A 23,617-nucleotide genomic window follows, 5' to 3' on the forward strand; every position below is an offset into this window, starting at 1 on the left:
CGCCGGTGTTCGCGGGGCAAGCCCGCTCCCACTGGGCCCCGCTATCAGGCAACCTCAGCCGTGGTTTCGAAGTCGAACACCAGTTCGCCATCGCGCAGGTCGACGTGCACCACGCCGCCATGCTCGGCCAGTTCGCCAAACAGGATCTCCTCGGCCAGTGGCCGCTTGATCTTGTCCTGGATCAGCCGCGCCATTGGCCGCGCGCCCATCTGCACGTCGTAACCCGAGGCCGCCAGCCAGCCGCGGGCAGCATCGCTGACTTCCAGCAGTACACGCTTGTCTTCCAGCTGCGCCTGCAGTTCGATGAGGAACTTGTCGACGATGCTCTTGATCGTCTCGTGGCTCAGGCGGCCGAACTGGATGATGGTGTCCAGGCGGTTGCGGAACTCCGGCGTGAAGCTCTTGCGGATGACCTCCATGGCATCGGACGCATGGTCCTGATGAGTGAAGCCGATCGAGGCCCGCGCGGCAGTTTCGGCACCGGCGTTGGTGGTCATGATCAGAATCACGTTACGGAAGTCGGCCTTGCGCCCGTTGTTGTCGGTCAGGGTGCCGTGGTCCATCACCTGCAGCAGCAGGTTGAAGACTTCGGGGTGAGCCTTCTCGATCTCATCGAGCAGCAACACGCAGTGCGGCTGCTTGGTGATCGCCTCGGTCAGCAAGCCACCCTGGTCGAAACCGACGTAACCGGGCGGAGCACCAATCAGGCGCGACACGGTGTGACGCTCCATGTATTCGGACATGTCGAAGCGCACCAGCTCTACACCCAGTGCCTTGGCCAGCTGCCGCGCCGCTTCGGTCTTGCCGACGCCGGTCGGGCCGGCGAACAGGAACGAGCCCACCGGCTTGTCTGGCGACTTGAGGCCCGCACGCGACAGCTTGATGGCAGTGGCCAAAGAATCGATGGCCGCATCCTGACCGAACACGGTCAGCTTCAGATCGCGCTCAAGGTTGCGCAGCAGCTCCTTGTCGGAACTGGTGACATGTTTTGGCGGAATCCGTGCAATCTTGGCGACGATGTCCTCGACCTGCGGCACGTCGATACGCTTGACCCGGTTGGCTTCCGGTTGCAGGCGCTGGTAGGCGCCGGCTTCGTCGATGACGTCGATGGCCTTGTCCGGCATGTGCCGGTCATTGATATAGCGCGACGCCAGTTCGGCGGCGGCGCGCAGGGCTTCGTCGCTGTACTCGATGTTGTGGTGGCTTTCGAAGCGCCCTTTCAGGCCGCGCAGGATACCCACGGTGTCCTCCACCGACGGCTCGCTGACATCGACCTTCTGGAAGCGCCGCGCCAGGGCGCGGTCTTTCTCGAAGATGCCACGGAACTCCTGGAACGTGGTCGAGCCGATGCAGCGGATTTCACCGGACGACAGCAGCGGCTTGAGCAGGTTGGATGCATCCATCACCCCGCCCGATGCCGCACCGGCGCCAATGATGGTATGGATCTCGTCAATGAACAGGATCGCCTGCGGGCGCTTGCGCAGCTCGCCCAGCAGCGCCTTGAAGCGCTTCTCGAAGTCGCCACGGTACTTGGTACCGGCCAGCAGCGCCCCAAGGTCGAGGGAATACACCACGCTCTGCGCCAGCAGGTCGGGCACCTGGCCATCGACGATACGCTTGGCCAGGCCTTCGGCGATGGCGGTCTTGCCCACCCCGGCTTCACCCACCAGCAGCGGGTTGTTCTTGCGCCGACGCGCCAGGATCTGCGCCACGCGCTCCACTTCCTGCTCGCGGCCGACCAATGGGTCGATGCGGCCGGCACGGGCCAGCTCGTTCAGGTTGCTGGCGTAGGCATCCAGTGGGTTGCTCGAAGAGGCGGTATCGCCGCCTTCATCGTCCTGCATTTCCTGGTCGTTTTCGGAATGCGAACCATGGCCCGGCACCTTGGAGATGCCGTGGGCGATGTAGTTGACCACGTCGATGCGGGCCACGCTCTGCTGCTTGAGCAGGAACACGGCCTGGCTTTCCTGTTCGCTGAAGATCGCCACCAGCACGTTGGCGCCCGTGACCTCACGCTTGCCCGAGCTCTGCACGTGGAACACGGCACGCTGCAGCACGCGCTGGAAGCCCAGGGTCGGCTGGGTCTCGCGGTCTTCGTCGTTGACCGGAATCAGTGGTGTGGTGGAATCGATGAACTCTTGCAGGTCGTGCTTGAGCTTGTCGAGATTGGCGCCACAGGCGCGCAGAACGGTCGCGGCAGCCTCATTGTCAAGGAGTGCCAGCAGCAGATGCTCGACGGTCATGAACTCATGACGCTTCGAACGGGCCTCCTTGAAGGCAAGATTGAGGGTGACTTCGAGCTCGCGGTTTAACATAGCTTCACCTCATACCCAAGTGGTCGGCTTTTAACCGTCCTTCTCGATTTCACAGAGTAGCGGATGCTGGCTTTCCCTGGCGTATTGGTTGACCTGCATAGCCTTTGTTTCGGCGATGTCACGGGTAAACAATCCGCACACTGCCCGCCCTTCGGTATGGACGGTCAGCATGATCTTGGTCGCCAGCTCGCGGTTCAGATTGAAGAACGTCTCGAGCACTTCGACGACGAAATCCATCGGCGTGTAGTCATCGTTGAACAAAACCACCTTGTACATCGGTGGCGCCTGCAGGATCGGCTTGGCTTCCTGAACCGCAAGACCTGAGCCGTCGTCCTCATTCGATTGCGGGCGATCCTGATTGAATGTTAGTCGAATCTCACTAGGTGCATGCATGGAAAGAATTTCATCATGAGCGACAGGTTAAGGTTGTGGGTTGACTGCAAAAGCCGCCACCGGAGCACGCGCCGCGTGACCTTGACTAACGGCAAAACGGTGTTACAAACAATAAGAACCCACCGTGGTCGATAAAGATCCGCGCAGTCAACCAGATTTTTCGCAAGGTTCGTATGCGGATGAAGTGGATGATACTCCAGTGATGGAGTCCTTTGCAGAGGGACATAGGGATGGCAAGCGGTAAAGTCAAGTGGTTCAACAATGCCAAGGGCTATGGGTTCATCAATGAAGAGGGCAAGAGCGAAGACTTGTTCGCTCATTTCTCGGCCATCCAGATGGACGGTTACAAGACCCTGAAGGCCGGCCAGGCGGTGAACTTCGAGATCGTCCAGGGCCCCAAAGGCCTGCACGCAGTGAACATCAGCAACGCCTCCAGCCCCTCCGTCGCCAGCGCCCATTCCGCCGGCAGCCCTGCCGACGCCTGAGCGCCGCTGCCGGCAACAAGTTCGGCCGCCTCCTTGCGGAAGCGGCCGGTTTTGCGTTGCCTCACATATGCTTGATCATTTCATCGCCAAAGCCTGAACTGCTGACCAGGGTGGCGCCCTCCATCAACCGCTCGAAGTCGTAGGTCACCGTCTTGGCGGCAATCGCGCCATTGGTGCCCTTGATGATCAGGTCGGCAGCTTCGGTCCAGCCCATGTGCCGCAGCATCATTTCTGCCGAGAGGATCACCGAGCCTGGGTTGACCTTGTCCTGCCCGGCATACTTGGGCGCGGTACCATGGGTGGCCTCGAACATGGCCACAGTGTCGGACAGGTTGGCCCCCGGCGCGATGCCGATGCCGCCCACCTCTGCCGCCAGGGCGTCGGAAAGGTAGTCACCGTTGAGGTTGAGGGTGGCAATCACGTCGTACTCGGCCGGGCGCAACAGGATCTGCTGCAGCATGGCGTCGGCGATGGCGTCCTTGACGATGACCTCGCGGCCGCTCTTGGGGTTCTTGAACTTCATCCACGGGCCGCCATCGAGCAATTCGGCACCGAACTCGTCACGCGCCACTTCGTAGCCCCAGTCCTTGAAGGCGCCTTCGGTGAATTTCATGATGTTGCCCTTGTGTACCAGGGTCAGCGATTCGCGGTCATTGTCCACCACGTACTGCAAGGCCTTGCGCACCAGGCGCTTGGTCCCCTCGCGGGATACTGGCTTGACGCCGATGCCGCAGTCCTGGTCGAAACGGATCTTGGTGACGCCCATTTCCTCCTTGAGGAACCTGATCACCTTGTTCGCCTCGGGCGAACCGGCCTTCCACTCGATCCCGGCGTAGATGTCCTCGGAGTTCTCGCGGAAGATCACCATGTCGACGTCGCCAGGCTTCTTCACCGGGCTTGGCACGCCCTGGAACCACAGCACCGGACGCAGGCACACGTACAGGTCGAGCTGCTGGCGCAAGGCCACGTTGAGCGAGCGGATACCACCGCCCACCGGCGTGGTCAGCGGCCCCTTGATCGACACCACGTAATCACGCACGGCATCGAGGGTTTCCTGTGGCAACCAGGTGTCCTGGTCGTACACCTGGGTGGCCTTCTCGCCCGCGTACACCTCCATCCAGGCGATCTTGCGCTTGCCGCCGTAGGCCTTCTGCACGGCGGCGTCGACCACCTTGATCATGACCGGCGAGACATCCACGCCAATCCCGTCACCTTCGATGTAGGGAATGATCGGGTTGTCAGGCACGTTGAGCGAATGGTCGGCATTGACGGTGATCTTGGCGCCGTCGGTCGGAACCTTGATTTTCTGGTATCCCATGCTTGCACTACTCCGCTGTCGGGTATGTGTGTTTGGTCATCTGCGATCCAATGAGACTAAACCACATCTGCCGAGGTGCAAGGCATGCGACAACCGACCACATTGCCGCTTAGTCTTTGGTCTTATAAGTGGGCCGATATCACTTGGCCTTGCTGATTAGCCCGAATGGTTTGGTATACTGCGCCGCGACCGAAGGGTCATCGGGGCGATCCCTTGGAAAATGCGGACCGCCCTCGGCCATGAACGGCCACTAAGCCTGGGCTGTTACCGCAGTTCAGCACTTGACGCTCGACTGATGCATCCACCATCACCGCTCGCAGCCTCTCGACTTTCCGCTCATGGCGCTGCCAGGGCGATGCGCCTACCCTGCGCACCACGAGACTCGAGCACGCTCAGCACACAGAGAGTTAACCCGCATGCCCACCCGTTCCAAGATCATCTATACCTTCACCGACGAAGCCCCCGCCCTCGCCACCTACTCGCTGCTGCCGATCATCGAAGCCTTCACCGCCTCGGCTGACATCGCCGTCGAAACCCGCGACATCTCCCTGGCTGGCCGTATCCTCGCCGCCTTCCCGGAGCAACTGGGCGCAGAGAAGCAAGTAGGCGATCACCTGGCGGAACTGGGCCAGCTGGCTACCACCCCCGAAGCCAACATCATCAAGCTGCCGAACATCAGCGCCTCGGTACCGCAGCTGAAAGCCGCGATCAAGGAACTGCAAGCCAAGGGCTACAACATCCCTGACTATGCCGACGAGCCAGCCACCGCGGAAGAGAAAGAATCCCGCGCCCGCTACGACCGCATCAAGGGTTCCGCGGTGAACCCGGTCCTGCGCGAAGGCAACTCCGACCGCCGCGCACCGCTGTCGGTGAAGAACTACGCGCGCAAGCACCCGCACAAGATGGGCGCCTGGGCTGCCGACTCCAAGTCGCACGTTGCCCACATGACCCAAGGTGACTTCTACGGCAGCGAGAAAGCCGCACTGATCGAAGCCGACGACACCCTGCGCATCGAACTGGTCGGCAAAGACGGCAGCACCACCGTGCTGAAGGAAAAGACCGCGGTCAAGGCAGCTGAAGTCATCGACTGCGCAACCATGAGCCGCAAGGCCCTGAAAGCCTTCATCGCAGAGCAGATCGCCGATGCCAAGGCTTCCGGCGTACTGCTCTCGGTACACCTGAAAGCCACCATGATGAAGGTCTCCGACCCGATCATGTTCGGCGTCATCGTCGAAGAGTTCTACGGCGACGTACTGGCCAAGCACGCCGCTTCTCTGGCCGAAGTAGGCTTCAACGCCAACAACGGCATCGGCGACCTGTACGCCCGCATCAAGGACCTGCCAGTCGAGAAGCAGGCCGAGATCGAAGCCGACATCCAGGCCCTGTACGCCCAGCGCCCGGCCCTGGCCATGGTCAACTCCGACAAGGGCATCACCAACCTGCACGTGCCAAGCGACGTGATCGTCGACGCCTCGATGCCGGCCATGATCCGTGACTCGGGCAAGATGTGGAACGCCGCCGGCGAACTGCAGGACGCCAAGGCCGTGATCCCGGACCGCTGCTACGCCGGCATCTACCAGGCCACCATCGAAGACTGCAAGGCCAACGGCGCCTTCGACCCGACCACCATGGGCAGCGTACCGAACGTCGGCCTGATGGCGCAGAAGGCCGAAGAATACGGCTCCCACGACAAGACCTTCCAGATCAAGACCGACGGCGTCGTGCGCGTGGTCGATGGCAAGGGCAACGTGGTGCTGGAGCAGAACGTCGAAGCCGGTGACATCTTCCGCATGTGCCAGACCAAGGACGCGCCGATCCAGGATTGGGTCAAGCTGGCCGTCAACCGCGCCCGCCTGAGCAACACCCCGGCTGTGTTCTGGCTGGACCCGGCCCGCGCCCACGACGGCGTGATGATCGAAAAGGTACAGAAGTACCTGAAGGATCACGACACTTCCGGCCTGGACATCCGCATCCTGGCCCCGGTCGACGCCATCAAGTTCTCGCTGGCGCGCATCCGCGAAGGCAAGGACACCATCTCGGTGACCGGCAACGTGCTGCGTGACTACCTGACCGACCTGTTCCCGATCATGGAACTGGGCACCAGCGCCAAGATGCTGTCGATCGTGCCGCTGATGAACGGTGGCGGCCTGTTCGAAACCGGCGCCGGCGGTTCGGCACCGAAGCACGTGCAGCAGCTGGTGGAAGAAAACTTCCTGCGCTGGGACTCGCTGGGTGAATTCCTGGCCCTGGCCGCTTCCCTGGAGCACCTGGGCAACACCTACGACAACCCGCGCGCCAAAGTGCTGGCCAACACCCTGGACCAGGCTACCGGCAAGTTCCTCGACACCAACAAGTCGCCTTCGCGCAAAGTCGGTGGCATCGACAACCGTGGCAGCCACTTCTACCTGACCCTGTACTGGGCTCAGGCCCTGGCTGCGCAGAACGACGACGCTGCCCTGCAGGCGCGCTTCGCCCCACTGGCCAAGACCCTGACCGAGAACGAGGAGACCATCGTCGCCGAGCTCAACGCCGTCCAGGGCAAGCCGGCCGACATCGGTGGCTACTATGCCCCGGATGCCGAGCTGACCGCCAAGGTGATGCGCCCAAGCCAGACCCTGAACAGCGCCATCGCCGCCCTGTAAGGTTCGCTTGAAGTAACCGCACAAACCCCGGCCACGCACCGGGGTTTGTGCTTTTTTGGGAAAGGGGCCGCCTTGCGGCCCCAGGATCTAAGGACACCACCATGGCCTGGCAACCCCACATCACCGTCGCCACCATCGTCGAAAACGAGGGCAAGTTCCTCTTCGTCGAAGAATTCAAAGCCGGCCAGCATGTCTTCAACCAACCCGCAGGCCACCTCGAACCCAACGAAACCCTGCCCCAGGCCGCCCTGCGCGAAACCCTGGAAGAAACCGCCTGGGAAGTAGAGCTGACCGGGGTGGTCGGCATCTACCTGTACACCGCCCCCAGCAACGGCGTGACCTACCAGCGCATCTGCTTCGCCGCCCGCCCCCTGCGCCACCGCCCGGAACTGGCCCTGGACAGCGACATCGTCCGCGCCGTGTGGCTGACCCGCGATGAACTGCTGGCCGACCCGGCCCGCTGGCGCAGCGAACTGGTACCACGCTGCCTCGACGACTACCTCGAAGGCCCCCTGCACAGCCTCGACCTGCTGCGCGACTGACGTGGCGCCGCGGGTTTGATAGAATCGGCTCTTTTCCCCCCTGATACACACCGGTAACCATGACCAGCCCAGCACTCAAAGACCCCGCCAAGACCCGCGTCATCGTCGGCATGTCCGGCGGCGTGGACTCTTCCGTCTCCGCCCTTCTGCTCATGGAGCAGGGCTACCAGGTGGAAGGGCTGTTCATGAAGAACTGGGAAGAAGACGACGGCACCGAATACTGCACCGCCCGTGAAGACCTGGCCGACGCCCAGGCCGTGTGTGACCGCATCGGCATCAAGCTGCACACCGCCAACTTCGCCGCCGAGTACTGGGACAACGTATTCGAGCATTTCCTCGAGGAATACAAGGCCGGCCGCACACCCAACCCGGACATCCTCTGCAACCGTGAAATCAAGTTCAAGGCGTTCCTCGACTATGCCCTGTCGCTGGGTGCCGACCTGATCGCCACCGGCCACTACGTGCGCCGCCGCGACACCGGCGAACTGACCGAACTGCTCAAGGGCCTGGACCCGAACAAGGACCAGAGCTATTTCCTGCACGCCGTCGGCGGCAAGGAAATCGCCCGCACCCTGTTCCCGGTCGGCGAACTGGAAAAGCCCGAAGTACGCGCCATCGCCGAAAAGCATGGCCTGGCCACTGCCAAGAAAAAGGACTCGACCGGCATCTGCTTCATCGGCGAACGCCGTTTCAGCGATTTCCTCAAGCAGTACCTGCCGGCCCAGCCGGGCAACATCGAAACCACTGACGGCGAAGTGATCGGCCGCCACCACGGCCTGATGTATCACACCATCGGCCAGCGTCAGGGCCTGGGCATTGGCGGCCTGAAGGATGCCGGTGACGAGCCGTGGTACGTGCTGCACAAGGACCTGGCGCGCAACGTGCTGGTGGTCGGCCAGGGCAACGACCACCCCTGGCTGTTCTCGCGGGCCCTGCTGGCCTCGGAAATTTTCTGGGTCAACCCGATCGCCCTCGGCAGCCCGCGCCAGCTCACCGCCAAGGTTCGCTACCGCCAGGGCGACCAGCGCTGCACCCTGGAACGCAGCGCAAGCGGCTACCGCGCCGTGTTCGACGAACCGCAGCGCGCCGTTACCCCGGGCCAGTCGGTGGTGTTCTACGATGGCGAGGTGTGCCTGGGCGGTGGCGTGATCGAAACTGCCGAGCCGTGGAGCCCGCGCGCATGAGCAAGCTGCAGGAGCAGTTGATAGCGTTGGGTGGTGTGTTCCAGGCTGCGGTGCTGGTGGACCGCATCGCCCGCACCGGCCAGGCCAGCGAAGCCAACATCGGCTGCATGCTGGGCAGCCTGCTGGTGCGTGACCCCAAGGACACCCTGGAGGTGTTCGGCGGCGACGACCTCAACCTGCGCGATGGCTACCGTGCGCTGGTCGGCGCTCTGGAGCGCGACCCCAGCAGCCTGCAGCGCGAGCCGCTGCGCTACGCCCTGTCGATACTCGGCCTGGAGCGCCAGCTGAACAAGCGCGCCGACCTGCTCGACACCATTGGCAATCGCCTGCCGCAAATCCAGTCCCAGGCCGAGCATTTCGGCCTGGTTCACGAAAACGTCATCGCTTCCAGCGGAGCCTTGTACCAGGACACCCTGAGCACCTTGCGCCAGCGTATCCAGGTGCATGGCGACATGCGTTTCCTGCAACAGGCCAGCAACGCCTCGAAGATCCGCGCCCTGCTGCTGGCCGGTATCCGCGCCGCCCGCCTGTGGCGCCAGCTGGGTGGCCACCGCTGGCAGCTGGTATTCAGCCGGCGCAAGTTGCTCAACGAACTGTACGACATGATGCGTTCGCCTTCCTGAGCGATGCGCATTGCCCTGTGCAGGAGCGGCCCTGGGTCGCGATGGGCCGCTCCTGCACAACGGCCGCGACATGTTTTATAGGGCCGACCTTTGGTCAGCCACCCGACTCCGGCGCAAAATTCATGTATGATATGCGCCCTTCCAAAAGCCTGACTGTCCGAGAACACCCCATGCAGCTTTCTTCGCTCACTGCGGTTTCCCCTGTAGACGGCCGTTATGCCGGCAAAACCCAGGCCTTGCGCCCCATCTTCAGCGAATTCGGCCTGATCCGTTTCCGCGCCCTGGTCGAAGTGCGCTGGCTGCAGCGCCTGGCCGCCCACCCGCAGATCGGCGAAGTGCCGGCATTTTCCGCCGAAGCCAATGCCCTGCTGGACAGCCTGGCTACCGATTTCAAGCTTGAGCACGCCGAACGCGTCAAGGAAATCGAGCGCACCACCAACCACGACGTCAAGGCGATCGAATACCTCCTCAAGGAGCAGGCCGCCAAGTTGCCTGAGCTGGCCAAGGTCAGCGAGTTCATCCACTTCGCCTGCACCAGCGAGGACATCAACAACCTGTCCCACGCCCTGATGCTGCGCGCTGGCCGCGACGACGTGCTGCTGCCGCTGATGCGCCAGATCGCCGATGCCATCCGCGCCCTGGCCCACGCCCATGCCGACGTGCCGATGCTGTCGCGCACCCACGGCCAGCCGGCGTCGCCGACTACCCTGGGCAAAGAGCTGGCCAACGTCGTGTACCGCCTGGAGCGCCAGATCGCCCAGGTTGCTGCCGTACCGCTGCTGGGCAAGATCAACGGTGCCGTGGGCAACTACAACGCCCACCTGTCGGCCTATTCGCAGATCGACTGGGAACAGAACGCCCGCGCCTTCATCGAAGACGAGCTGGGCCTGCAGTTCAACCCGTACACCACCCAGATCGAGCCGCACGACTACATCGCCGAACTGTTCGACGCCATCGCCCGCTTCAACACCATCCTGATCGACTTCGACCGTGACGTGTGGGGCTACATCTCGCTGGGCTACTTCAAGCAGAAGACCGTCGCCGGCGAAATCGGCTCGTCGACCATGCCGCACAAGGTCAACCCGATCGACTTCGAAAACTCCGAAGGCAACCTGGGCATCGCCAACGCACTGTTCCAGCACCTGGCCAGCAAGCTGCCGATCTCGCGCTGGCAGCGCGACCTGACCGACTCCACCGTGCTGCGCAATCTGGGCGTGGGCTTTGCCCACAGCGTCATCGCCTACGAAGCCAGCCTGAAAGGCATCGGCAAGCTGGAAGTCAACGAAGCCCGCATCGCCGCCGACCTGGACGCCTGCTGGGAAGTGCTGGCTGAGCCGATCCAGACCGTGATGCGCCGCTTCAACATCGAGAACCCCTACGAGAAGCTCAAGGAGCTGACTCGCGGCAAGGGCATTACCCCGGAAGCGCTGCTGACCTTCATCGACGGCCTGGATATGCCAGCCGAAGCCAAGGCCGAGCTCAAGCAACTGACCCCGGCTACCTACATCGGCAACGCAGCAGCACAGGCGAAACGCATCTAAGCTGAGCGTCGCGTTCAACGCCCGGCCTGGCCGGGCGTTTTTATTCACGGACGAAAATTACTTTTTTTCAATAGGTTGAACATGAATCCTGATACTCCACTGCAGCTGCTCGGCGGCATTTCGGCCCGCGAATTCATGCGCGACTACTGGCAGAAGAAGCCACTGCTGGTGCGCCAGGCCTTCCCGGATTTCATCAGCCCGATCGACCCCGATGAGCTGGCCGGCCTGGCCCTGGAAGAGGAAGTCGAGTCGCGTATCGTGCTCGAGCACGGCGCGCACCCGTGGGAGCTGCGCCGCGGCCCGTTCAACGAAGACACCTTTGCCGAGCTGCCGGAGAAGGACTGGACCCTGCTGGTGCAGGCCGTCGACCAGTTCGTCCCGGAAGTGGCCGAACTGCTGGAGAACTTCCGGTTCCTGCCCAGCTGGCGCATCGATGACGTGATGATCAGCTTCGCCGCGCCTGGTGGCAGTGTCGGCCCGCACTTCGACAACTACGACGTGTTCCTGCTGCAGGGTCACGGCCAGCGCAACTGGAAGATCGGCCAGATGTGCAGCAGCGACAGCCCGCTGCTGGAACACGCCGACCTGCGCATCCTCGCCGCCTTCGAGCAGAGCGAAGAGTGGACCCTGGAACCGGGCGACATGCTCTACCTGCCGCCGCGCCTGGCCCACTACGGGGTAGCGGTGGACGACTGCCTGACCTATTCGGTCGGCTTCCGTGCCCCCAGCGCCGCCGAAGTGTTGACCCACTTCACCGACTTCCTCGGCCAGTTCCTGCCCGATGAAGAACGTTACAGCGACGCCGATGCCCAGCCGGTCAGCGACCCGCACCAGATCCAGCACGACGCCCTCGACCGCCTCAAGGCCCTGCTCGACAAGCACATGAGCGACAAGGACCTGCTGCTGACCTGGTTCGGCCAGTTCATGACCGAGCCGCGCTACCCGGAGCAGATCGTCGGCGAAGAACTCACCGAAGAAGAACTGGTCGAGGCCCTGGAACAAGGTGCCATCCTGATCCGCAACCCGAGTGCACGCCTGGCCTGGTCCGAGTTCGAAGACGACCTGCTGCTGTTTGCCAGCGGCCGCAGCTGCCCGCTGCCGGGCAAGCTGCGCGAGCTGCTGAAGCTGGTCTGCGCCGCCGACGCGCTGCACATCGACAACCTGGCCGAGTGGCTGCAGGATGAAGACGGCCTGATGCTGGTACAGCAGTTGGTAAAACAAGGAAGCCTGGGGTTTGCCAATGAATAGAATCAGTATTCGCTTGGCCGACTGGCACAAGGACAACGCCGATATTCGCCGTATTCGAGAAGCCGTGTTCGTTGCCGAACAACATATTCCGCCAGAACTGGAGTTCGACTCGGAAGACCAGGATGCGCTGCATTTCCTTGCCCTGGAAGGCGATTACCCGATCGGCACGGCCCGCCTCCTGGCCGACGGTACCATTGGGCGCATCTCGGTGCTCAAGGATTGGCGCGGGATGAAGGTTGGCGATGCGCTGGTCAATGCGGTGATCGCCGAAGCGCAGAACCGCGACCTGAAGCAGCAGATGCTCAGCGCCCAGGTGCATGCCACGCCGTTCTACGAGCGGCTGGGCTTCCGCGTAGTCAGCGAGGAATTTCTTGAAGCTGGCATCCCGCATGTGGACATGGTGCGCGATTCACGCGCCTGATCCTTGACCTGCCCGGCCCTTTCGCGGTCAAGCCCGTGAAAGGGCCGGCACGCCAACGACATGCCTGCTGACAAAAACCTGTACATCCATCCAGATAAAACTTGCCACCGCGCCCTCGCTTGCGCATCCTAGTGCCCATCACCCCCGATGAAGCGTTCCCGGCCATGCGCCTGTTCCTTTGTGAAAAACCCTCCCAGGCGAAAGACATCGCCAAGGTGCTCGGCGCCAACCGCAAGGGCGATGGCTGCTGGCAAGGCACCGACGTTTGCGTGACCTGGTGCATCGGCCACCTGTTGGAAACCGCCCCACCTGACAGCTACGACGAGCGCTACAAGCGTTGGAACCTGGCCGACCTGCCGATCATTCCGGAACAATGGAAAATGCTGGTCAAGCCCAAGACCGCCAGCCAGTTCAAGGCGGTCAAGCGCCTGCTCGGCGAAGCGAGGGAACTGGTGATCGCCACCGACGCCGACCGTGAAGGCGAAATGATTGCCCGCGAACTGGTCGAGCATTGCCGTTATCGCGGCCCGGTGCAGCGCCTGTGGTTGTCGGCGCTGGACGACGCCTCCATCCGCAAGGCATTGGCCCGTCTGCTGCCGGGCCATGAAACCTTCAACCTGTACCACTCGGCGCTGGGGCGCTCTCGCGCCGACTGGCTGATCGGCATGAACATGAGCCGGCTGTTCACCCTGCTGGGCCGCCAATCCGGCTACCAGGGCGTGCTACCGGTGGGCCGGGTGCAAACGCCGACCTTGCGCCTGGTGGTGGACCGCGACCGCAGCATCGCCGATTTCATACCAGTGCCGTTCTGGGCCATCGACGTACAACTGGAACATGCCGGCCAACAATTCAACGCCCAGTGGCGCGCCCCCGAAGACGCCTGTGATGACCAGGGTCGCTGCCTGAAGCAGCGGCTGGCACAGCAGGCTGCCGCCGACATCAACCAGGCCGGTACCGCCCGGGCCGACAGGGTGGCCACCGAGCGCGTGCGTGAAGCCGCTCCCCTGCCGTTCGACCTGGGTACCCTGCAGGAGCTGTGCTCGAAAAAATTCGGCCTCGGTGCCCAGGAAACCCTCGACATTGCCCAGGCCCTGTACGAAACCCACAAGCTGATCACCTACCCGCGCAGCGACTGCGGCTACCTGCCGCAAAGCCAGCACGCCGAGGCACCGGCCATCCTCGCCGGCCTGCAAAGGGCCGATGCCAGCCTGGCACCGCTGCAGCCCCACCTGCAGCCCCAGCGCCGCTCGCGGGCCTGGAACGACGCCAAGGTCAGCGCCCACCACGGCATCATCCCGACCGCCGCTGCCAGCGACCCGTCACGCCTGCCAGCCAAGCACAAGGCAGTCTATACCCTGATCCGCGCCCGTTACCTGGCGCAGTTCCTGCCCAACCACGAGTACGACCGTACCCAGGCCGACTTCGACTGCGCCGGCCATGCCCTGCGCGCGGTGGGCAAGCAGATCGTCGAACCCGGCTGGCGCCGCGCCCTGCCCGAAGCACTGGCCCCGGCCAAGGGTCGCGAGGCGCCGCCGGCCCAAGTGCTGCCGGCGCTGCGCGAGGGCCAGGAGTGTGCGGTGCAAGGCCTGCAACTGAAAGACCTGTGGACCCAGCCGCCCAAGCCGTTTACCGAAGGCGACCTGATCAAGGCGATGAAGAACGTGGCCAAGCTGGTGGATGACCCGCGGCTGAAACAGAAGCTCAAGGAAACCACCGGCATCGGCACCGAAGCCACCCGTGCCAGCATCATCCAGGGCCTGCTCGACCGTGGCTACCTGGTGAAGAACGGCAAAGCCCTGTCCGCCACACCTGCTGCCTTCAGCCTGATCGATACCGTGCCCCGCGCCATTGCCGACCCCGGTACCACGGCAATCTGGGAGCAGGCGCTGGAAATGGTGCAAAGTGGCGAGATGACACTGGAAGAATTCGTCGCCCGGCAGTCGGCATGGATGGGCAAGCTGGTAGAACGTTGCAGTGGCATGCGCATCAGCATCAGCGGGCCGCCAGTGGGTAAGGCGGCGCCGTGGAAGAAAAAACGCCGCAGCGGCGGCGGCAAAGGCAAAAGCGCAGCTGGCCCGGCCAAGGCCAGCGAAGGCAAACCAAGGCAGGGCCGGCGCAAGACGGCGGCGAGATGAACCGCCGCCTTGCCGTTTGGAGCCCGCGCTCACTTATTCATGTTGCTGCCAAAGCGCCGCGGCCGCCCCTGGCGCCCAATCCTCGGAGAGAGACCTGTGCGCTTGCCGGCAGCGCCAGTCAGCGCCGACATGGCTGACAAGGTCGCCACTGGCGTAATCCTGGTTCAGTCGCCAGGCAGGGTAATTACTTTCTCCGGCAGTCCTGACCGAAAGGTTGTTACTCGGAGCGGAAACCTTGCCCTCCCCATCAACCGCCACGACCTGGTAAACATAGAGGGTGTCCGGCTGCAGGCCACCATCCGTATGTTCAGTCCTGTTACCGGCGATGGTGGCCACCTGCTGAGCATCACGATAGAGCTCGTAGCGATTGATTGGGCTCGCACCGCTTGAGGCACCCCACATCAGGCGGATGCTGTCGACAGCCTGCCCCATCGAGTGCAGATTTTCCGGCGCGCTGGGCACGCCACCTTCACCCAGAGTACGCACGATGATCGGGGCTGAAGGCCTGGAGCTCGCACCTTTGCTATCAACTGCGACGATGGAATAGTGGTAGGCCTTATCCGGCATCACCTCGTTGTCATCCCAGTGCGTAATGGGGGCAGGCACGACGAACATGTCGGTGCCATCACGGCTCAGTTGGTAGTACTCGATGGGTTGCGCACCACTCGATGGCTCCCAGCTCAAAGAAACCTTGGTGTCGGTCACCTCATCGGCTTTCAGGCCCATCGGCACGCTCGGCCGGTCATCGCCGTCACCCGGCAGAAAGTCGAGATCGACCACGTGGTAGAAGGCGTTGCCCGTGTCCGCCACCTCCCATACCGCGAGCAATACGTGATAACCCTCGCGCACGGGTAGCGGCAATGCGTGGGTGGTCGGGTTGCTGGGTTTCATCTCTTCGTCATACGCCCAGAACGGCTGCCACTCGATCAGTTCCGTGTGGAAAGGCTCGGCCTCGAACTGATCGCGCGCCAGCACCTTGGCGCTGTCCCAATCTGCCTTGGTGATGAAATAGTTCCAGCGACGCGTTTTATGTGCGGCAGCAAAATACCAGGAGATGTCCAGGGTTTCCCCGCTACGGACTTCGTGTTTGGTCCAGTGGTCGCCGGGCTGATCGAGCATCATCCCGGTCGCCTGATTGGCACTGGCAATTTTGCCGTCTGGTGGCGGCAGCAGGTTTTTCAGGTCGTCCTTGGCAAATGGATCCGACAGGCCAGCTTGCGTATGCGGAAAGAACTTGCCTGCTTCACGCTGATTCAGCGCACCTTCATCCAGCATGCCTGCTTGCCAGGCAAAATAGGCCCGCGATGCGGGGGAAAACACATGACCATGTCGTGGCATGACAGGCCCGCGGATCGACTTTTGTTCAGCTTGTTTCATCGTTGCTTCCTTGAATGGATGGCCGTATTGACCAAGGCCATTTGTACGGGTTGTCGATGCCTGGAGATACGCGTAGATCTGACAGTCGGGCAGGGTTTCCCTGGCAACATGAAAATTTCCTGATATATTTTCATGAAAAATATATAAATAATTTTCATGAGATTCCGGCATGTTCAAGCAATCCGCACAGCACATCGCGACGTACTATGCCCAGACCTACCCTGCCAGCATTCCACTACACCCCACCCTCCAAGGCCGTCATGACACCGAGGTGCTCATAATCGGCGCCGGCTTCAGCGGCTTGCACACTGCCCTGCGCCTGACCCAGGCCGGCAAGCGCGTGACGCTGCTGGAGGCCAGTCGCGTGGCCTGGGCTGCGTCCGGGCGCAACGGAGGCCAGGCCCTGCTCGGTTGGTCATGCGACATGCCACCACTGGAAAAAGCCCTGGGTCCCGAGCGCAGCCAACGCCTGTGGGCCAGCATGTGCTGGGCCGCCGAAGAAATGCGCGAACTACCGCAGCGCCATGGCTTCGACATCGACTACCGGCCAGGCAGCCTGTGGACCGCCGTGATGCCACGCCGGGTGAAAATGCTTGAACAGGCCTTGCACGATGCCGAACACAAATGGGGCTACGACGCCCTGCGCCTGATCGGTCGCGACGAGCTGCCACAGTGGATCGACAGCCCGCGCTACCAAGCTGCGCTGTATGACGCCAACGGTGCGCATCTCAACCCGCTGAAACTGGCCCAAGGCCTGGCCAGCGCCATCGAGGCTGCCGGCGGATGCATCTTCGAGCAAAGCCAGGTGCTGGCCTACGCGCCGAGTGGCAACGGTTATGTCGCACGCACAGCCTGCGGCGAGGTACGGTGCGACGTGCTGGTGCTGGCTTGCAACGCCTACATCGACCGGCTCGACCGCAAGCTGTCACGGCGCTTGCTGCCGGTCGGCTCCTACCAGGTCGCCACCGCGCCACTGGATGCCGAGTTCGCCCAGTCGCTGCTGCCACGCAACAGTTGCGTGATCGACAACCAGTTCGTGCCCGACTACTTCCGCCTCACCCCGGACCACCGCCTGCTGTTCGGTGGCGGCTGCACCTACCTGGGCGGGATTCCCAGGAACGTCGCCAGCGCCACCCGCCCCTACCTGGAGCGGGTGTTCCCGCAACTGGCCGGGGTGGCCATCGATTACGCCTGGGGCGGCCATATCGATTGCAGCATGCAGCGCACCCCGGACGTCGGCCATGAGGGCCAGCGCTACTGGTTGCAAGGTTTTTCCGGGCATGGCGTGCTGCCGACCCTGGCCGCCGCACGGGCCGTGAGTGACGCCATCATGGGTGATGAGGACCTGCTTTCGCTGTACCAGGGCATCGACAATGGCCGCTTTCCGGGCGGCGACCTGCTGGCCGCACCGCTGGAAGCCGCCGCCAAAGCCTGGTACCGCATGCGCGACCGCGTCTGAGGGCATCTGTGTCGCCTGCACAGGCGATACAAAAACCCGATAGCCGTCCAAATTCCTCCTATGCTCAATAGCTCCCTTCGGTGCCTGCACACAGGAGACACGACCATGAGCTATGTAACCACGCAGGACGGCGTACAGATATTGTACAAGGACTGGGGCCCCCGCGACGCGCCGGTCATTCACTTCCATCACGGCTGGCCGCTGAGCGCCGATGACTGGGACGCGCAAATGCTGTTCTTCCTCGCTCACGGTTACCGTGTGGTCGCCCACGACCGCCGTGGCCATGGCCGTTCCAGCCAGGTCTGGGACGGCCATGACATGGACCACTACGCCGACGACGTGGCAGCGGTGGTCACCCACCTGGGTATACAGGGTGCCGTGCATGTCGGCCATTCGACCGGTGGCGGCGAAGTGGTGCGCTACATGGCCCGCCACCCCGACGACAAGGTCGCCAAGGCCGTGCTGATCGCCGCCGTGCCACCACTGATGGTCCAGACAGCGGCCAACCCGGGCGGCTTGCCCAAGTCGGTGTTCGACGGTTTCCAGGCCGAGGTCGCCAGCAACCGTGCACAGTTCTACCGGGATGTGCCGGCTGGGCCGTTCTATGGCTACAACCGCCCCGGTGTCGAGGCCAGCGAGGGCATCATCGGCAACTGGTGGCGCCAGGGCATGATCGGCAGCGCCAAGGCCCATTACGATGGCATCGTGGCGTTTTCCCAGACCGACTTCACCGAAGACCTGAAGGGCATCACCCAGCCGGTGCTGGTGATGCATGGGGACGATGACCAGATCGTGCCGTATGAGAACGCCGGGTTGCTGTCGGCGCAGTTGCTGCCCAACGGGACGCTGAAGACCTATAAAGGCTACCCGCATGGCATGCCGACCACCCATGCCGATGTGATCAATGCGGATTTGCTGGCGTTCATCCGTAGCTGATGGGTTTTGCCAGTGCGGCCTTTTCGCGGGCATGCCTGCGAAAAGGCCGGCACTGGCAACACACCGCCCCCAGGATTACCATGTCCCCCTTCCGGCGCGCCTGTTTGCCGCCCCCTTGCCTTCCTGCCTGCCAATCCCATGCCCTTTGAACTCACCGTAGAACCGCTCACCCTGCTGATCCTGGCGCTGGTCGCCTTCGTCGCCGGTTTCATCGACGCCATCGCCGGCGGCGGCGGCCTGCTCACCACCCCCGCCCTGCTCACCGCCGGCATGCCCCCCCACCTGGTGCTGGGTACCAACAAGCTCAGTTCCACATTCGGCTCGGCGACGGCAGGTTTCACCTACTACAAACGCAAGCTGTTCCACCCCGCGCAATGGCGCCCGGCATTGTTCGCCACCCTGACCGGGGCCCTGCTCGGTGCAGTGATCGCCCACTACATGCCAGCCGAATGGCTGAACAAGATGCTGCCGGTGATCGTCTTCGCCTGTGGCATCTACCTGCTGTTCGGCGGCACGCCCAAGGCACCGCTCGATGCCGACGCCCCGATCAGGAAGAAATGGCAGCTGCCACAAGGCTTCACCCTGGGCTTCTACGACGGCGTCGCCGGCCCGGGTACCGGGGCGTTCTGGACTGTCAGCACCCTGCTGCTGTACCCCATCGACCTGGTGCGCGCCAGCGGTGTGGCGCGCAGCATGAACTTCGTCAGCAACATCGCGGCGCTGACGGTGTTCATCATCTCGGGGCAGGTCGACTATATCGTCGGCCTGTGCATGGGCCTGTCGGTGATGGTGGGCGCCTTCTTCGGGGCACGCACGGCGATCAGCGGCGGCAGCAAGTTCATCCGCCCTGTATTCATCACCGTGGTGCTGGCCTTGACCGTGCGCCTAGCGTGGCAGCACTGGTTCGGGCAGGCCTAGGCGGCGCGCAACGTAGAGGTCGATGAGGTACCGGGCGATGGAGCGCCCGGCTGGCAGCGGCGGCAGGTCGTGGACGCTGAACCACCTGGCATCCTCGATCTCGTCCGGCTGCATGACGATATCGCCGCCGGCGTATTCGGCATGAAAGCCCAGCATCATCGAATGCGGGAACGGCCAGCACTGGCTGCCCACATACTGGATGTTCTTCACCTCCACTGCCACTTCCTCGCGCACTTCGCGCACCAGGCAATCTTCGGCCGACTCACCCGGTTCGGCGAAGCCTGCCAGGGTGCTGTACACCCCGGTGACGAAGCGCGGCGAGCGGGCCAGCAGAATCTCGTCGCCACGGGTCACCAGCACGATCATGCTCGGCGAAATGCGCGGGTAGCTGCGCAGGTCGCAGGGCTGGCAGTACATCGCCCGCTCCCAGCGGATCTGCGTCATCGCCTGGCCGCAACTGCCGCAGAAGCGGTGCTCGCGTGCCCAGGTGCCGATCTGCGCGGCGTAGCCCAGCACCTTGTAGGTGTCGAAGTCGCCTTCGAGCATGAACGCACGCAGGCCACGCCAGACACAACCAGGCATCTCGGTGGCGCTGCGCAGCTCCAGCAGGAACACCGGCTGGCCATCGAAGTGGCCGATGCCGTGCTCGCACAGCACATCCAGGTCCTGACGCTTGAGCCAGTCGCGGGAAAACAGCGCACCGTTGGCGTCCATCAGGAACCCTTCCGGGCTGCGGGCTACGGCCAGGCCCCCGGTGATCTGCGGGTCGAGTACTGCAGTAGTCCAGCGTGCTGACATGTTGGGGATCCTTTACTGCGCGTCCCCCGGCCCGGTCAGTCGGCGAACGTCGGTTTCTGTTTGCTCATGTGCGCCGCCACGGCCACGCGCAGGTCTTCGGACTGCAGCATCGCGGCGTTCCAGGTGGCGATGTATTCCAGGCCATCGTCAATGCGATGGTCACGCATGTAGCTGAGCATCTCCTTGGTGCCGGCCACGGCAATCGGTGATTTTGCGGCAATCTCGCCGGCGAGGGCAAAGACCCCGTCCTTCAGCGCGGCCTGATCATCATAGACGCGGTTGACCAGGCCAATGCGCAGCGCCTCTGCAGCCTCGACATTACGCCCGGTGAAGGCCAGCTCACGCATCATGCCGTCACCGATGATACGCGGCAAACGTTGCAGTGTGCCGACATCGGCCGCCATGCCCATGTCGATCTCCTTGATCGAGAATTGCGCATCGGCGCTACAGTAACGCATGTCACAGGCCGAGATGAGGTCGATGGCGCCGCCGATGCAATAGCCTTGCACGGCGGCCAGTACCGGCTTGCGGCACTTGTCCACGGCATTGAACGACGCCTGCAGACGCAGGATGGTACTGCGCAGAAAGCGCGCGTTGCGGCCGACGTCCTTGCCCATCTGCCCCGCCAGCGAGGCCAGCATCGTCAGGTCGATGCCGGCGGAAAAATGCTTGCCGGCGCCGCTGAGCACCACGACCCGCACCGCGTCGGTATCGTCGACCCATTGGAAGATATCGATGATCTCTTCCCAGAAGGCGGCGTTCATCGCATTGACCTTTTCCGGGCGGTTGATCTGGACATGGGCAATATTGTCGGTCAGTTCGACCTTGAATGCGCTGTACTCGGTCACGGGCGGCACTCCTGCGGGGTGAAGGTTCATGCCACGGATGGTACCCCAGCCCGATGGCCGTACTTGTGCCAAAAACGGGACTGTATGCCTTGCCTAAGCCGCGCTGATCCGGCACCGTTCGCCATCGCCGAATCATAAGGACACAAATTCATGTCGCGCTCCCTGACTGGCGCCCTTGCCCACAGCTTCCTGGGCCAGTCGCCGCTTTGGTACAAGGTCGTCATCTGCCTGTTCCTGGTGCTCAACCCGCTGCTGCTGGCCACCCTTGGCCCGGTCGCCGCCGGCTGGGCGCTGGTGCTTGAGTTCATCTTCACCCTGGGCATGGCCCTGAAATGCTACCCGCTGATGCCCGGCGGCCTGCTGCTGGTCGAAGCGCTGCTGTTGCAGATGACCACCCCGCAAGCGCTGTACGAGGAGTTGCAGCACAACTTCCCGGTCATCCTGCTGCTGATGTTCATGGTCGCAGGCATCCACTTCATGAAGGAACTGCTGCTGTTCCTGTTCTCGCGCATTTTGCTCGGGGTGCGTTCGAAGGCAATCCTGGCGTTGCTGTTCTGCGTGCTGTCGGCCTTTCTCTCGGCGTTTCTCGACGCACTGACCGTGACCGCCGTGATCATCAGCGCCGCGGTCGGCTTCTATGCGGTGTACCACCGTGTTGCCTCCGGGGCCAACCCACGCGAAGACGTTGCGCTGGACAGCGACCAGCAGGTCGCGGCACTGCACCGTGAAGACCTCGACCAGTTCCGCGCCTTCCTGCGCAGCCTGTTGATGCATGGTGCGGTGGGAACCGCCCTGGGCGGTGTATGCACCTTGGTGGGCGAACCGCAGAACCTGCTGATAGGCCACGAGATGGGCTGGCATTTTGCCGATTTCTTCCTCAAGGTGGCGCCGGTATCGTTACCCGTACTGGCTGCCGGCCTGCTGACCTGCGTGCTGCTGGAGAAGCTGCGCCTGTTCGGTTACGGCACATTGATGCCCGAGCCGGTGCGCCAGGTGCTGGCCACCTACGCCGCCGAGGACGATGCCGCACGCACCTCCGCCCAGCGCATCGCGCTGTGGGTGCAAGGGCTTGCCGCACTGGTCCTGATCGTCTGCCTGGGGTTGCACGTTGCCGAAGTCGGCCTGATCGGCCTGATGGTGATCGTGCTGATCACGGCGTTCACCGGTATCACCGATGAACACCGCCTGGGCCGTGCCTTCCAGGACGCCATGCCGTTTACCGCGTTGCTGGTGGTGTTCTTTGCCGTGGTGGCGGTGATCCACCAGCAGCAGCTGTTCAGCCCGCTGATTACCTGGGTACTGGCCCTGCCGGCCGAACAGCAGCCAGGCATGCTGTACCTGGCCAATGGCTTGCTTTCGGCGATCAGCGACAACGTATTCGTCGCCACCATCTACATCACCGAAGTGAAGCAGGCATTTGTCAATGGCGGCATGAGCCGCGAGCATTTCGAGACCCTGGCGGTGGCGATCAACACCGGCACCAACCTGCCTAGCGTGGCGACCCCGAACGGGCAGGCGGCGTTCCTGTTCCTGCTGACTTCGGCGATCGCACCGCTGGTCCGGCTGTCGTATGGGCGGATGGTATGGATGGCCTTGCCCTACACCGTGGTGATGGGAGGGCTGGGGTGGTGGGCGGTGACCTACTGGCTGTGATACAGCCTGCCCCCAGCAGCACTCGCAGGCTTCGTCAAAGGGTGTAATGATCGCCCATCAGGTGCGCGCCGGCAGCGTGCAGACTGGCTCGTTCCGAAAGGCACGATCCGGTACAACTTTTGCCGCGCGCCTGCATCGAAACACAGGTAAGCCCATTCACCGCAAGGAGGTCGATCATGGCGCTACGCACCCCGCTACTGCTTTCCTGCCTTACCCTGGCCCTGCTCGGCTGCGCCGGCAACGACCACCCGGAGCCGCCACATACACAGCAGGTCGACCTGCAACGCTACCAGGGCACCTGGTACGAACTGGCGCGCTTGCCGATGTTCTTCCAGCGCAACTGCGTGCAGTCCGAGGCGCGCTATGGCCTGCGGGCAGACGGCCGTGTCGACGTGACCAATCGCTGTCGGGAAAAGGACGGCCAGTGGAATGAAGCCAGGGGCATCGCCGAAGCCCAGCAACCGGGCAGGACCGACAAGCTCTGGGTGCGCTTCGACAACTGGTTCAGCCGCCTGACACCCGGCCTGACCAAGGGCGAGTACTGGGTGCTGTACCACGACAAGGATTACCGCGTGGCCCTGGTCGGGCACCCCAACCGTGAGTACCTGTGGCTGCTCTCGCGCACGCCGGCCATCCCCGACCAGACCCGCGAGCAGCTGCTGGATATCGCCCGCGAGCAGGGCTACGACACCAGCGAACTGATCTGGCGCCAGGCGGATGCTGAAGCGCCCCAGTAAACCACGGGGCGGTTCGGCCAGCCGGGCCCGGGCATCACCAAGGA

At 63.2% G+C, this 23,617-nt stretch carries 20 protein-coding genes; 14 read left to right on the forward strand and 6 right to left on the reverse strand.

Annotated elements, in window-relative coordinates:
- Positions 1 to 44 precede the first annotated feature (44 nt).
- The gene (gene clpA / locus B4L76_RS04525; RefSeq protein ID WP_170030564.1) at positions 45 to 2,315 is read right to left on the reverse strand and encodes an ATP-dependent Clp protease ATP-binding subunit ClpA; all 2,271 of its coding nucleotides are present in this window, start codon (positions 2,313 to 2,315) and stop codon (positions 45 to 47) included.
- A 30-nt stretch (positions 2,316 to 2,345) separates the two neighbouring features.
- Positions 2,346 to 2,708 carry an ATP-dependent Clp protease adapter ClpS gene (clpS, locus tag B4L76_RS04530; RefSeq protein ID WP_013973290.1) on the reverse strand — a complete coding sequence of 121 codons (363 nt, stop codon included), beginning with the start codon at positions 2,706 to 2,708 and terminating at the stop codon, positions 2,346 to 2,348.
- A 230-nt stretch (positions 2,709 to 2,938) separates the two neighbouring features.
- On the opposite strand from clpS, the gene cspD reads away from it, so the two are divergent.
- Entirely contained in the window at positions 2,939 to 3,193 is a 255-nt protein-coding gene (cspD, locus tag B4L76_RS04535) for a cold shock domain-containing protein CspD (protein WP_296230808.1), read from the forward strand.
- A gap of 61 nt (positions 3,194 to 3,254) precedes the next feature.
- On the opposite strand, the gene icd is transcribed toward cspD, so the two are convergent.
- Positions 3,255 to 4,511 (reverse strand): NADP-dependent isocitrate dehydrogenase, encoded by a 1,257-nt coding sequence (gene icd, locus B4L76_RS04540; RefSeq protein WP_296230810.1) that lies wholly within the window; start codon positions 4,509 to 4,511, stop codon positions 3,255 to 3,257.
- A 416-nt stretch (positions 4,512 to 4,927) separates the two neighbouring features.
- On the opposite strand from icd, the gene B4L76_RS04545 reads away from it, so the two are divergent.
- From B4L76_RS04545 to B4L76_RS04580, 8 genes are all read left to right on the forward strand, one after another.
- On the forward strand, positions 4,928 to 7,153 hold the full coding sequence (locus B4L76_RS04545; protein WP_296230812.1) for an NADP-dependent isocitrate dehydrogenase: 2,226 nt from the start codon (positions 4,928 to 4,930) through the stop codon (positions 7,151 to 7,153).
- 101 nt (positions 7,154 to 7,254) lie between these two features.
- On the forward strand, positions 7,255 to 7,695 hold the full coding sequence (locus tag B4L76_RS04550) for an NUDIX hydrolase (RefSeq protein WP_296230814.1): 441 nt from the start codon (positions 7,255 to 7,257) through the stop codon (positions 7,693 to 7,695).
- Positions 7,696 to 7,754: 59 nt separating this feature from the next.
- Positions 7,755 to 8,879: a tRNA 2-thiouridine(34) synthase MnmA gene (gene mnmA, locus B4L76_RS04555; RefSeq protein WP_296230815.1), complete on the forward strand. Its 1,125-nt coding sequence runs from the start codon at positions 7,755 to 7,757 to the stop codon at positions 8,877 to 8,879.
- Positions 8,876 to 9,502 (forward strand): high frequency lysogenization protein HflD, encoded by a 627-nt coding sequence (gene hflD / locus B4L76_RS04560; protein ID WP_225778399.1) that lies wholly within the window; start codon positions 8,876 to 8,878, stop codon positions 9,500 to 9,502. The genes mnmA and hflD overlap by 4 nt, the downstream gene beginning before the upstream one ends.
- A 170-nt stretch (positions 9,503 to 9,672) precedes the next feature.
- Positions 9,673 to 11,043 carry an adenylosuccinate lyase gene (gene purB / locus B4L76_RS04565; RefSeq protein ID WP_170030578.1) on the forward strand — a complete coding sequence of 457 codons (1,371 nt, stop codon included), beginning with the start codon at positions 9,673 to 9,675 and terminating at the stop codon, positions 11,041 to 11,043.
- Positions 11,044 to 11,124: 81 nt separating this feature from the next.
- Positions 11,125 to 12,291, forward strand: coding sequence for a cupin domain-containing protein (locus B4L76_RS04570; protein WP_296230817.1), 1,167 nt, complete (start codon positions 11,125 to 11,127; stop codon positions 12,289 to 12,291).
- The gene (locus B4L76_RS04575) at positions 12,284 to 12,712 is read left to right on the forward strand and encodes a GNAT family N-acetyltransferase (protein WP_296230818.1); all 429 of its coding nucleotides are present in this window, start codon (positions 12,284 to 12,286) and stop codon (positions 12,710 to 12,712) included. Before B4L76_RS04570 ends, B4L76_RS04575 begins: the two co-directional genes overlap by 8 nt.
- 164 nt (positions 12,713 to 12,876) lie before the next feature.
- Positions 12,877 to 14,847: a DNA topoisomerase III gene (locus B4L76_RS04580; protein ID WP_296230834.1), complete on the forward strand. Its 1,971-nt coding sequence runs from the start codon at positions 12,877 to 12,879 to the stop codon at positions 14,845 to 14,847.
- A gap of 33 nt (positions 14,848 to 14,880) precedes the next feature.
- Here B4L76_RS04580 and B4L76_RS04585 read toward each other — a convergent pair whose 3' ends face one another.
- Positions 14,881 to 16,395 (reverse strand): lytic polysaccharide monooxygenase, encoded by a 1,515-nt coding sequence (locus tag B4L76_RS04585; protein ID WP_296230819.1) that lies wholly within the window; start codon positions 16,393 to 16,395, stop codon positions 14,881 to 14,883.
- Between B4L76_RS04585 and B4L76_RS04590 the strand changes: the two genes are divergently transcribed.
- The 3 genes from B4L76_RS04590 (at position 16,394) to B4L76_RS04600 (ending at position 19,537) form a co-directional block, all read left to right on the forward strand.
- Positions 16,394 to 17,683, forward strand: a complete 1,290-nt coding sequence (locus tag B4L76_RS04590) for an NAD(P)/FAD-dependent oxidoreductase (protein ID WP_296230820.1) — start codon at positions 16,394 to 16,396, stop codon at positions 17,681 to 17,683. The genes B4L76_RS04585 and B4L76_RS04590 overlap by 2 nt on opposite strands.
- A gap of 105 nt (positions 17,684 to 17,788) precedes the next feature.
- Positions 17,789 to 18,619: an alpha/beta fold hydrolase gene (locus B4L76_RS04595; RefSeq protein WP_296230821.1), complete on the forward strand. Its 831-nt coding sequence runs from the start codon at positions 17,789 to 17,791 to the stop codon at positions 18,617 to 18,619.
- A 138-nt stretch (positions 18,620 to 18,757) separates the two neighbouring features.
- The gene (locus B4L76_RS04600; protein ID WP_296230822.1) at positions 18,758 to 19,537 is read left to right on the forward strand and encodes a TSUP family transporter; all 780 of its coding nucleotides are present in this window, start codon (positions 18,758 to 18,760) and stop codon (positions 19,535 to 19,537) included.
- Here the strand turns inward: B4L76_RS04600 and nudC are convergent.
- Complete coding sequence (nudC, locus tag B4L76_RS04605) at positions 19,505 to 20,335, reverse strand: NAD(+) diphosphatase (RefSeq protein ID WP_296230824.1); 831 nt, start codon at positions 20,333 to 20,335, stop codon at positions 19,505 to 19,507. The two genes, B4L76_RS04600 and nudC, sit on opposite strands and share 33 nt — an antisense overlap.
- Before the next feature lie 35 nt (positions 20,336 to 20,370).
- On the reverse strand, positions 20,371 to 21,183 hold the full coding sequence (locus B4L76_RS04610; RefSeq protein WP_296230825.1) for a crotonase/enoyl-CoA hydratase family protein: 813 nt from the start codon (positions 21,181 to 21,183) through the stop codon (positions 20,371 to 20,373).
- A 150-nt stretch (positions 21,184 to 21,333) separates the two neighbouring features.
- On the opposite strand from B4L76_RS04610, the gene nhaB reads away from it, so the two are divergent.
- Both nhaB and B4L76_RS04620 read left to right on the forward strand, forming a co-directional pair.
- On the forward strand, positions 21,334 to 22,836 hold the full coding sequence (gene nhaB / locus B4L76_RS04615; protein WP_296230826.1) for a sodium/proton antiporter NhaB: 1,503 nt from the start codon (positions 21,334 to 21,336) through the stop codon (positions 22,834 to 22,836).
- Between the two features lie 176 nt (positions 22,837 to 23,012).
- Complete coding sequence (locus B4L76_RS04620; protein WP_296230827.1) at positions 23,013 to 23,573, forward strand: lipocalin family protein; 561 nt, start codon at positions 23,013 to 23,015, stop codon at positions 23,571 to 23,573.
- Positions 23,574 to 23,617: the final 44 nt, after the last annotated feature.

Source organism: Pseudomonas sp. UBA4617 (assembly GCF_002386445.1).
Taxonomy (GTDB): domain Bacteria; phylum Pseudomonadota; class Gammaproteobacteria; order Pseudomonadales; family Pseudomonadaceae; genus Aquipseudomonas.

Coding starts and splice junctions, on each gene's coding strand:
- B4L76_RS04545 (WP_296230812.1), top strand. CDS start 4,928: ATGCCCACCCGTTCCAAGATCATCTATACCTTCACCGACGAAGCCCCC.
- clpS (WP_013973290.1), bottom strand. CDS start 2,708: ATGCATGCACCTAGTGAGATTCGACTAACATTCAATCAGGATCGCCCG.
- B4L76_RS04575 (WP_296230818.1), top strand. CDS start 12,284: ATGAATAGAATCAGTATTCGCTTGGCCGACTGGCACAAGGACAACGCC.
- purB (WP_170030578.1), top strand. CDS start 9,673: ATGCAGCTTTCTTCGCTCACTGCGGTTTCCCCTGTAGACGGCCGTTAT.
- cspD (WP_296230808.1), top strand. CDS start 2,939: ATGGCAAGCGGTAAAGTCAAGTGGTTCAACAATGCCAAGGGCTATGGG.
- hflD (WP_225778399.1), top strand. CDS start 8,876: ATGAGCAAGCTGCAGGAGCAGTTGATAGCGTTGGGTGGTGTGTTCCAG.
- B4L76_RS04620 (WP_296230827.1), top strand. CDS start 23,013: ATGGCGCTACGCACCCCGCTACTGCTTTCCTGCCTTACCCTGGCCCTG.
- nhaB (WP_296230826.1), top strand. CDS start 21,334: ATGTCGCGCTCCCTGACTGGCGCCCTTGCCCACAGCTTCCTGGGCCAG.
- B4L76_RS04580 (WP_296230834.1), top strand. CDS start 12,877: ATGCGCCTGTTCCTTTGTGAAAAACCCTCCCAGGCGAAAGACATCGCC.
- clpA (WP_170030564.1), bottom strand. CDS start 2,315: ATGTTAAACCGCGAGCTCGAAGTCACCCTCAATCTTGCCTTCAAGGAG.
- B4L76_RS04585 (WP_296230819.1), bottom strand. CDS start 16,395: ATGCCGGAATCTCATGAAAATTATTTATATATTTTTCATGAAAATATA.
- icd (WP_296230810.1), bottom strand. CDS start 4,511: ATGGGATACCAGAAAATCAAGGTTCCGACCGACGGCGCCAAGATCACC.
- B4L76_RS04600 (WP_296230822.1), top strand. CDS start 18,758: ATGCCCTTTGAACTCACCGTAGAACCGCTCACCCTGCTGATCCTGGCG.
- B4L76_RS04590 (WP_296230820.1), top strand. CDS start 16,394: ATGTTCAAGCAATCCGCACAGCACATCGCGACGTACTATGCCCAGACC.
- nudC (WP_296230824.1), bottom strand. CDS start 20,335: ATGTCAGCACGCTGGACTACTGCAGTACTCGACCCGCAGATCACCGGG.
- B4L76_RS04550 (WP_296230814.1), top strand. CDS start 7,255: ATGGCCTGGCAACCCCACATCACCGTCGCCACCATCGTCGAAAACGAG.
- B4L76_RS04595 (WP_296230821.1), top strand. CDS start 17,789: ATGAGCTATGTAACCACGCAGGACGGCGTACAGATATTGTACAAGGAC.
- B4L76_RS04570 (WP_296230817.1), top strand. CDS start 11,125: ATGAATCCTGATACTCCACTGCAGCTGCTCGGCGGCATTTCGGCCCGC.
- mnmA (WP_296230815.1), top strand. CDS start 7,755: ATGACCAGCCCAGCACTCAAAGACCCCGCCAAGACCCGCGTCATCGTC.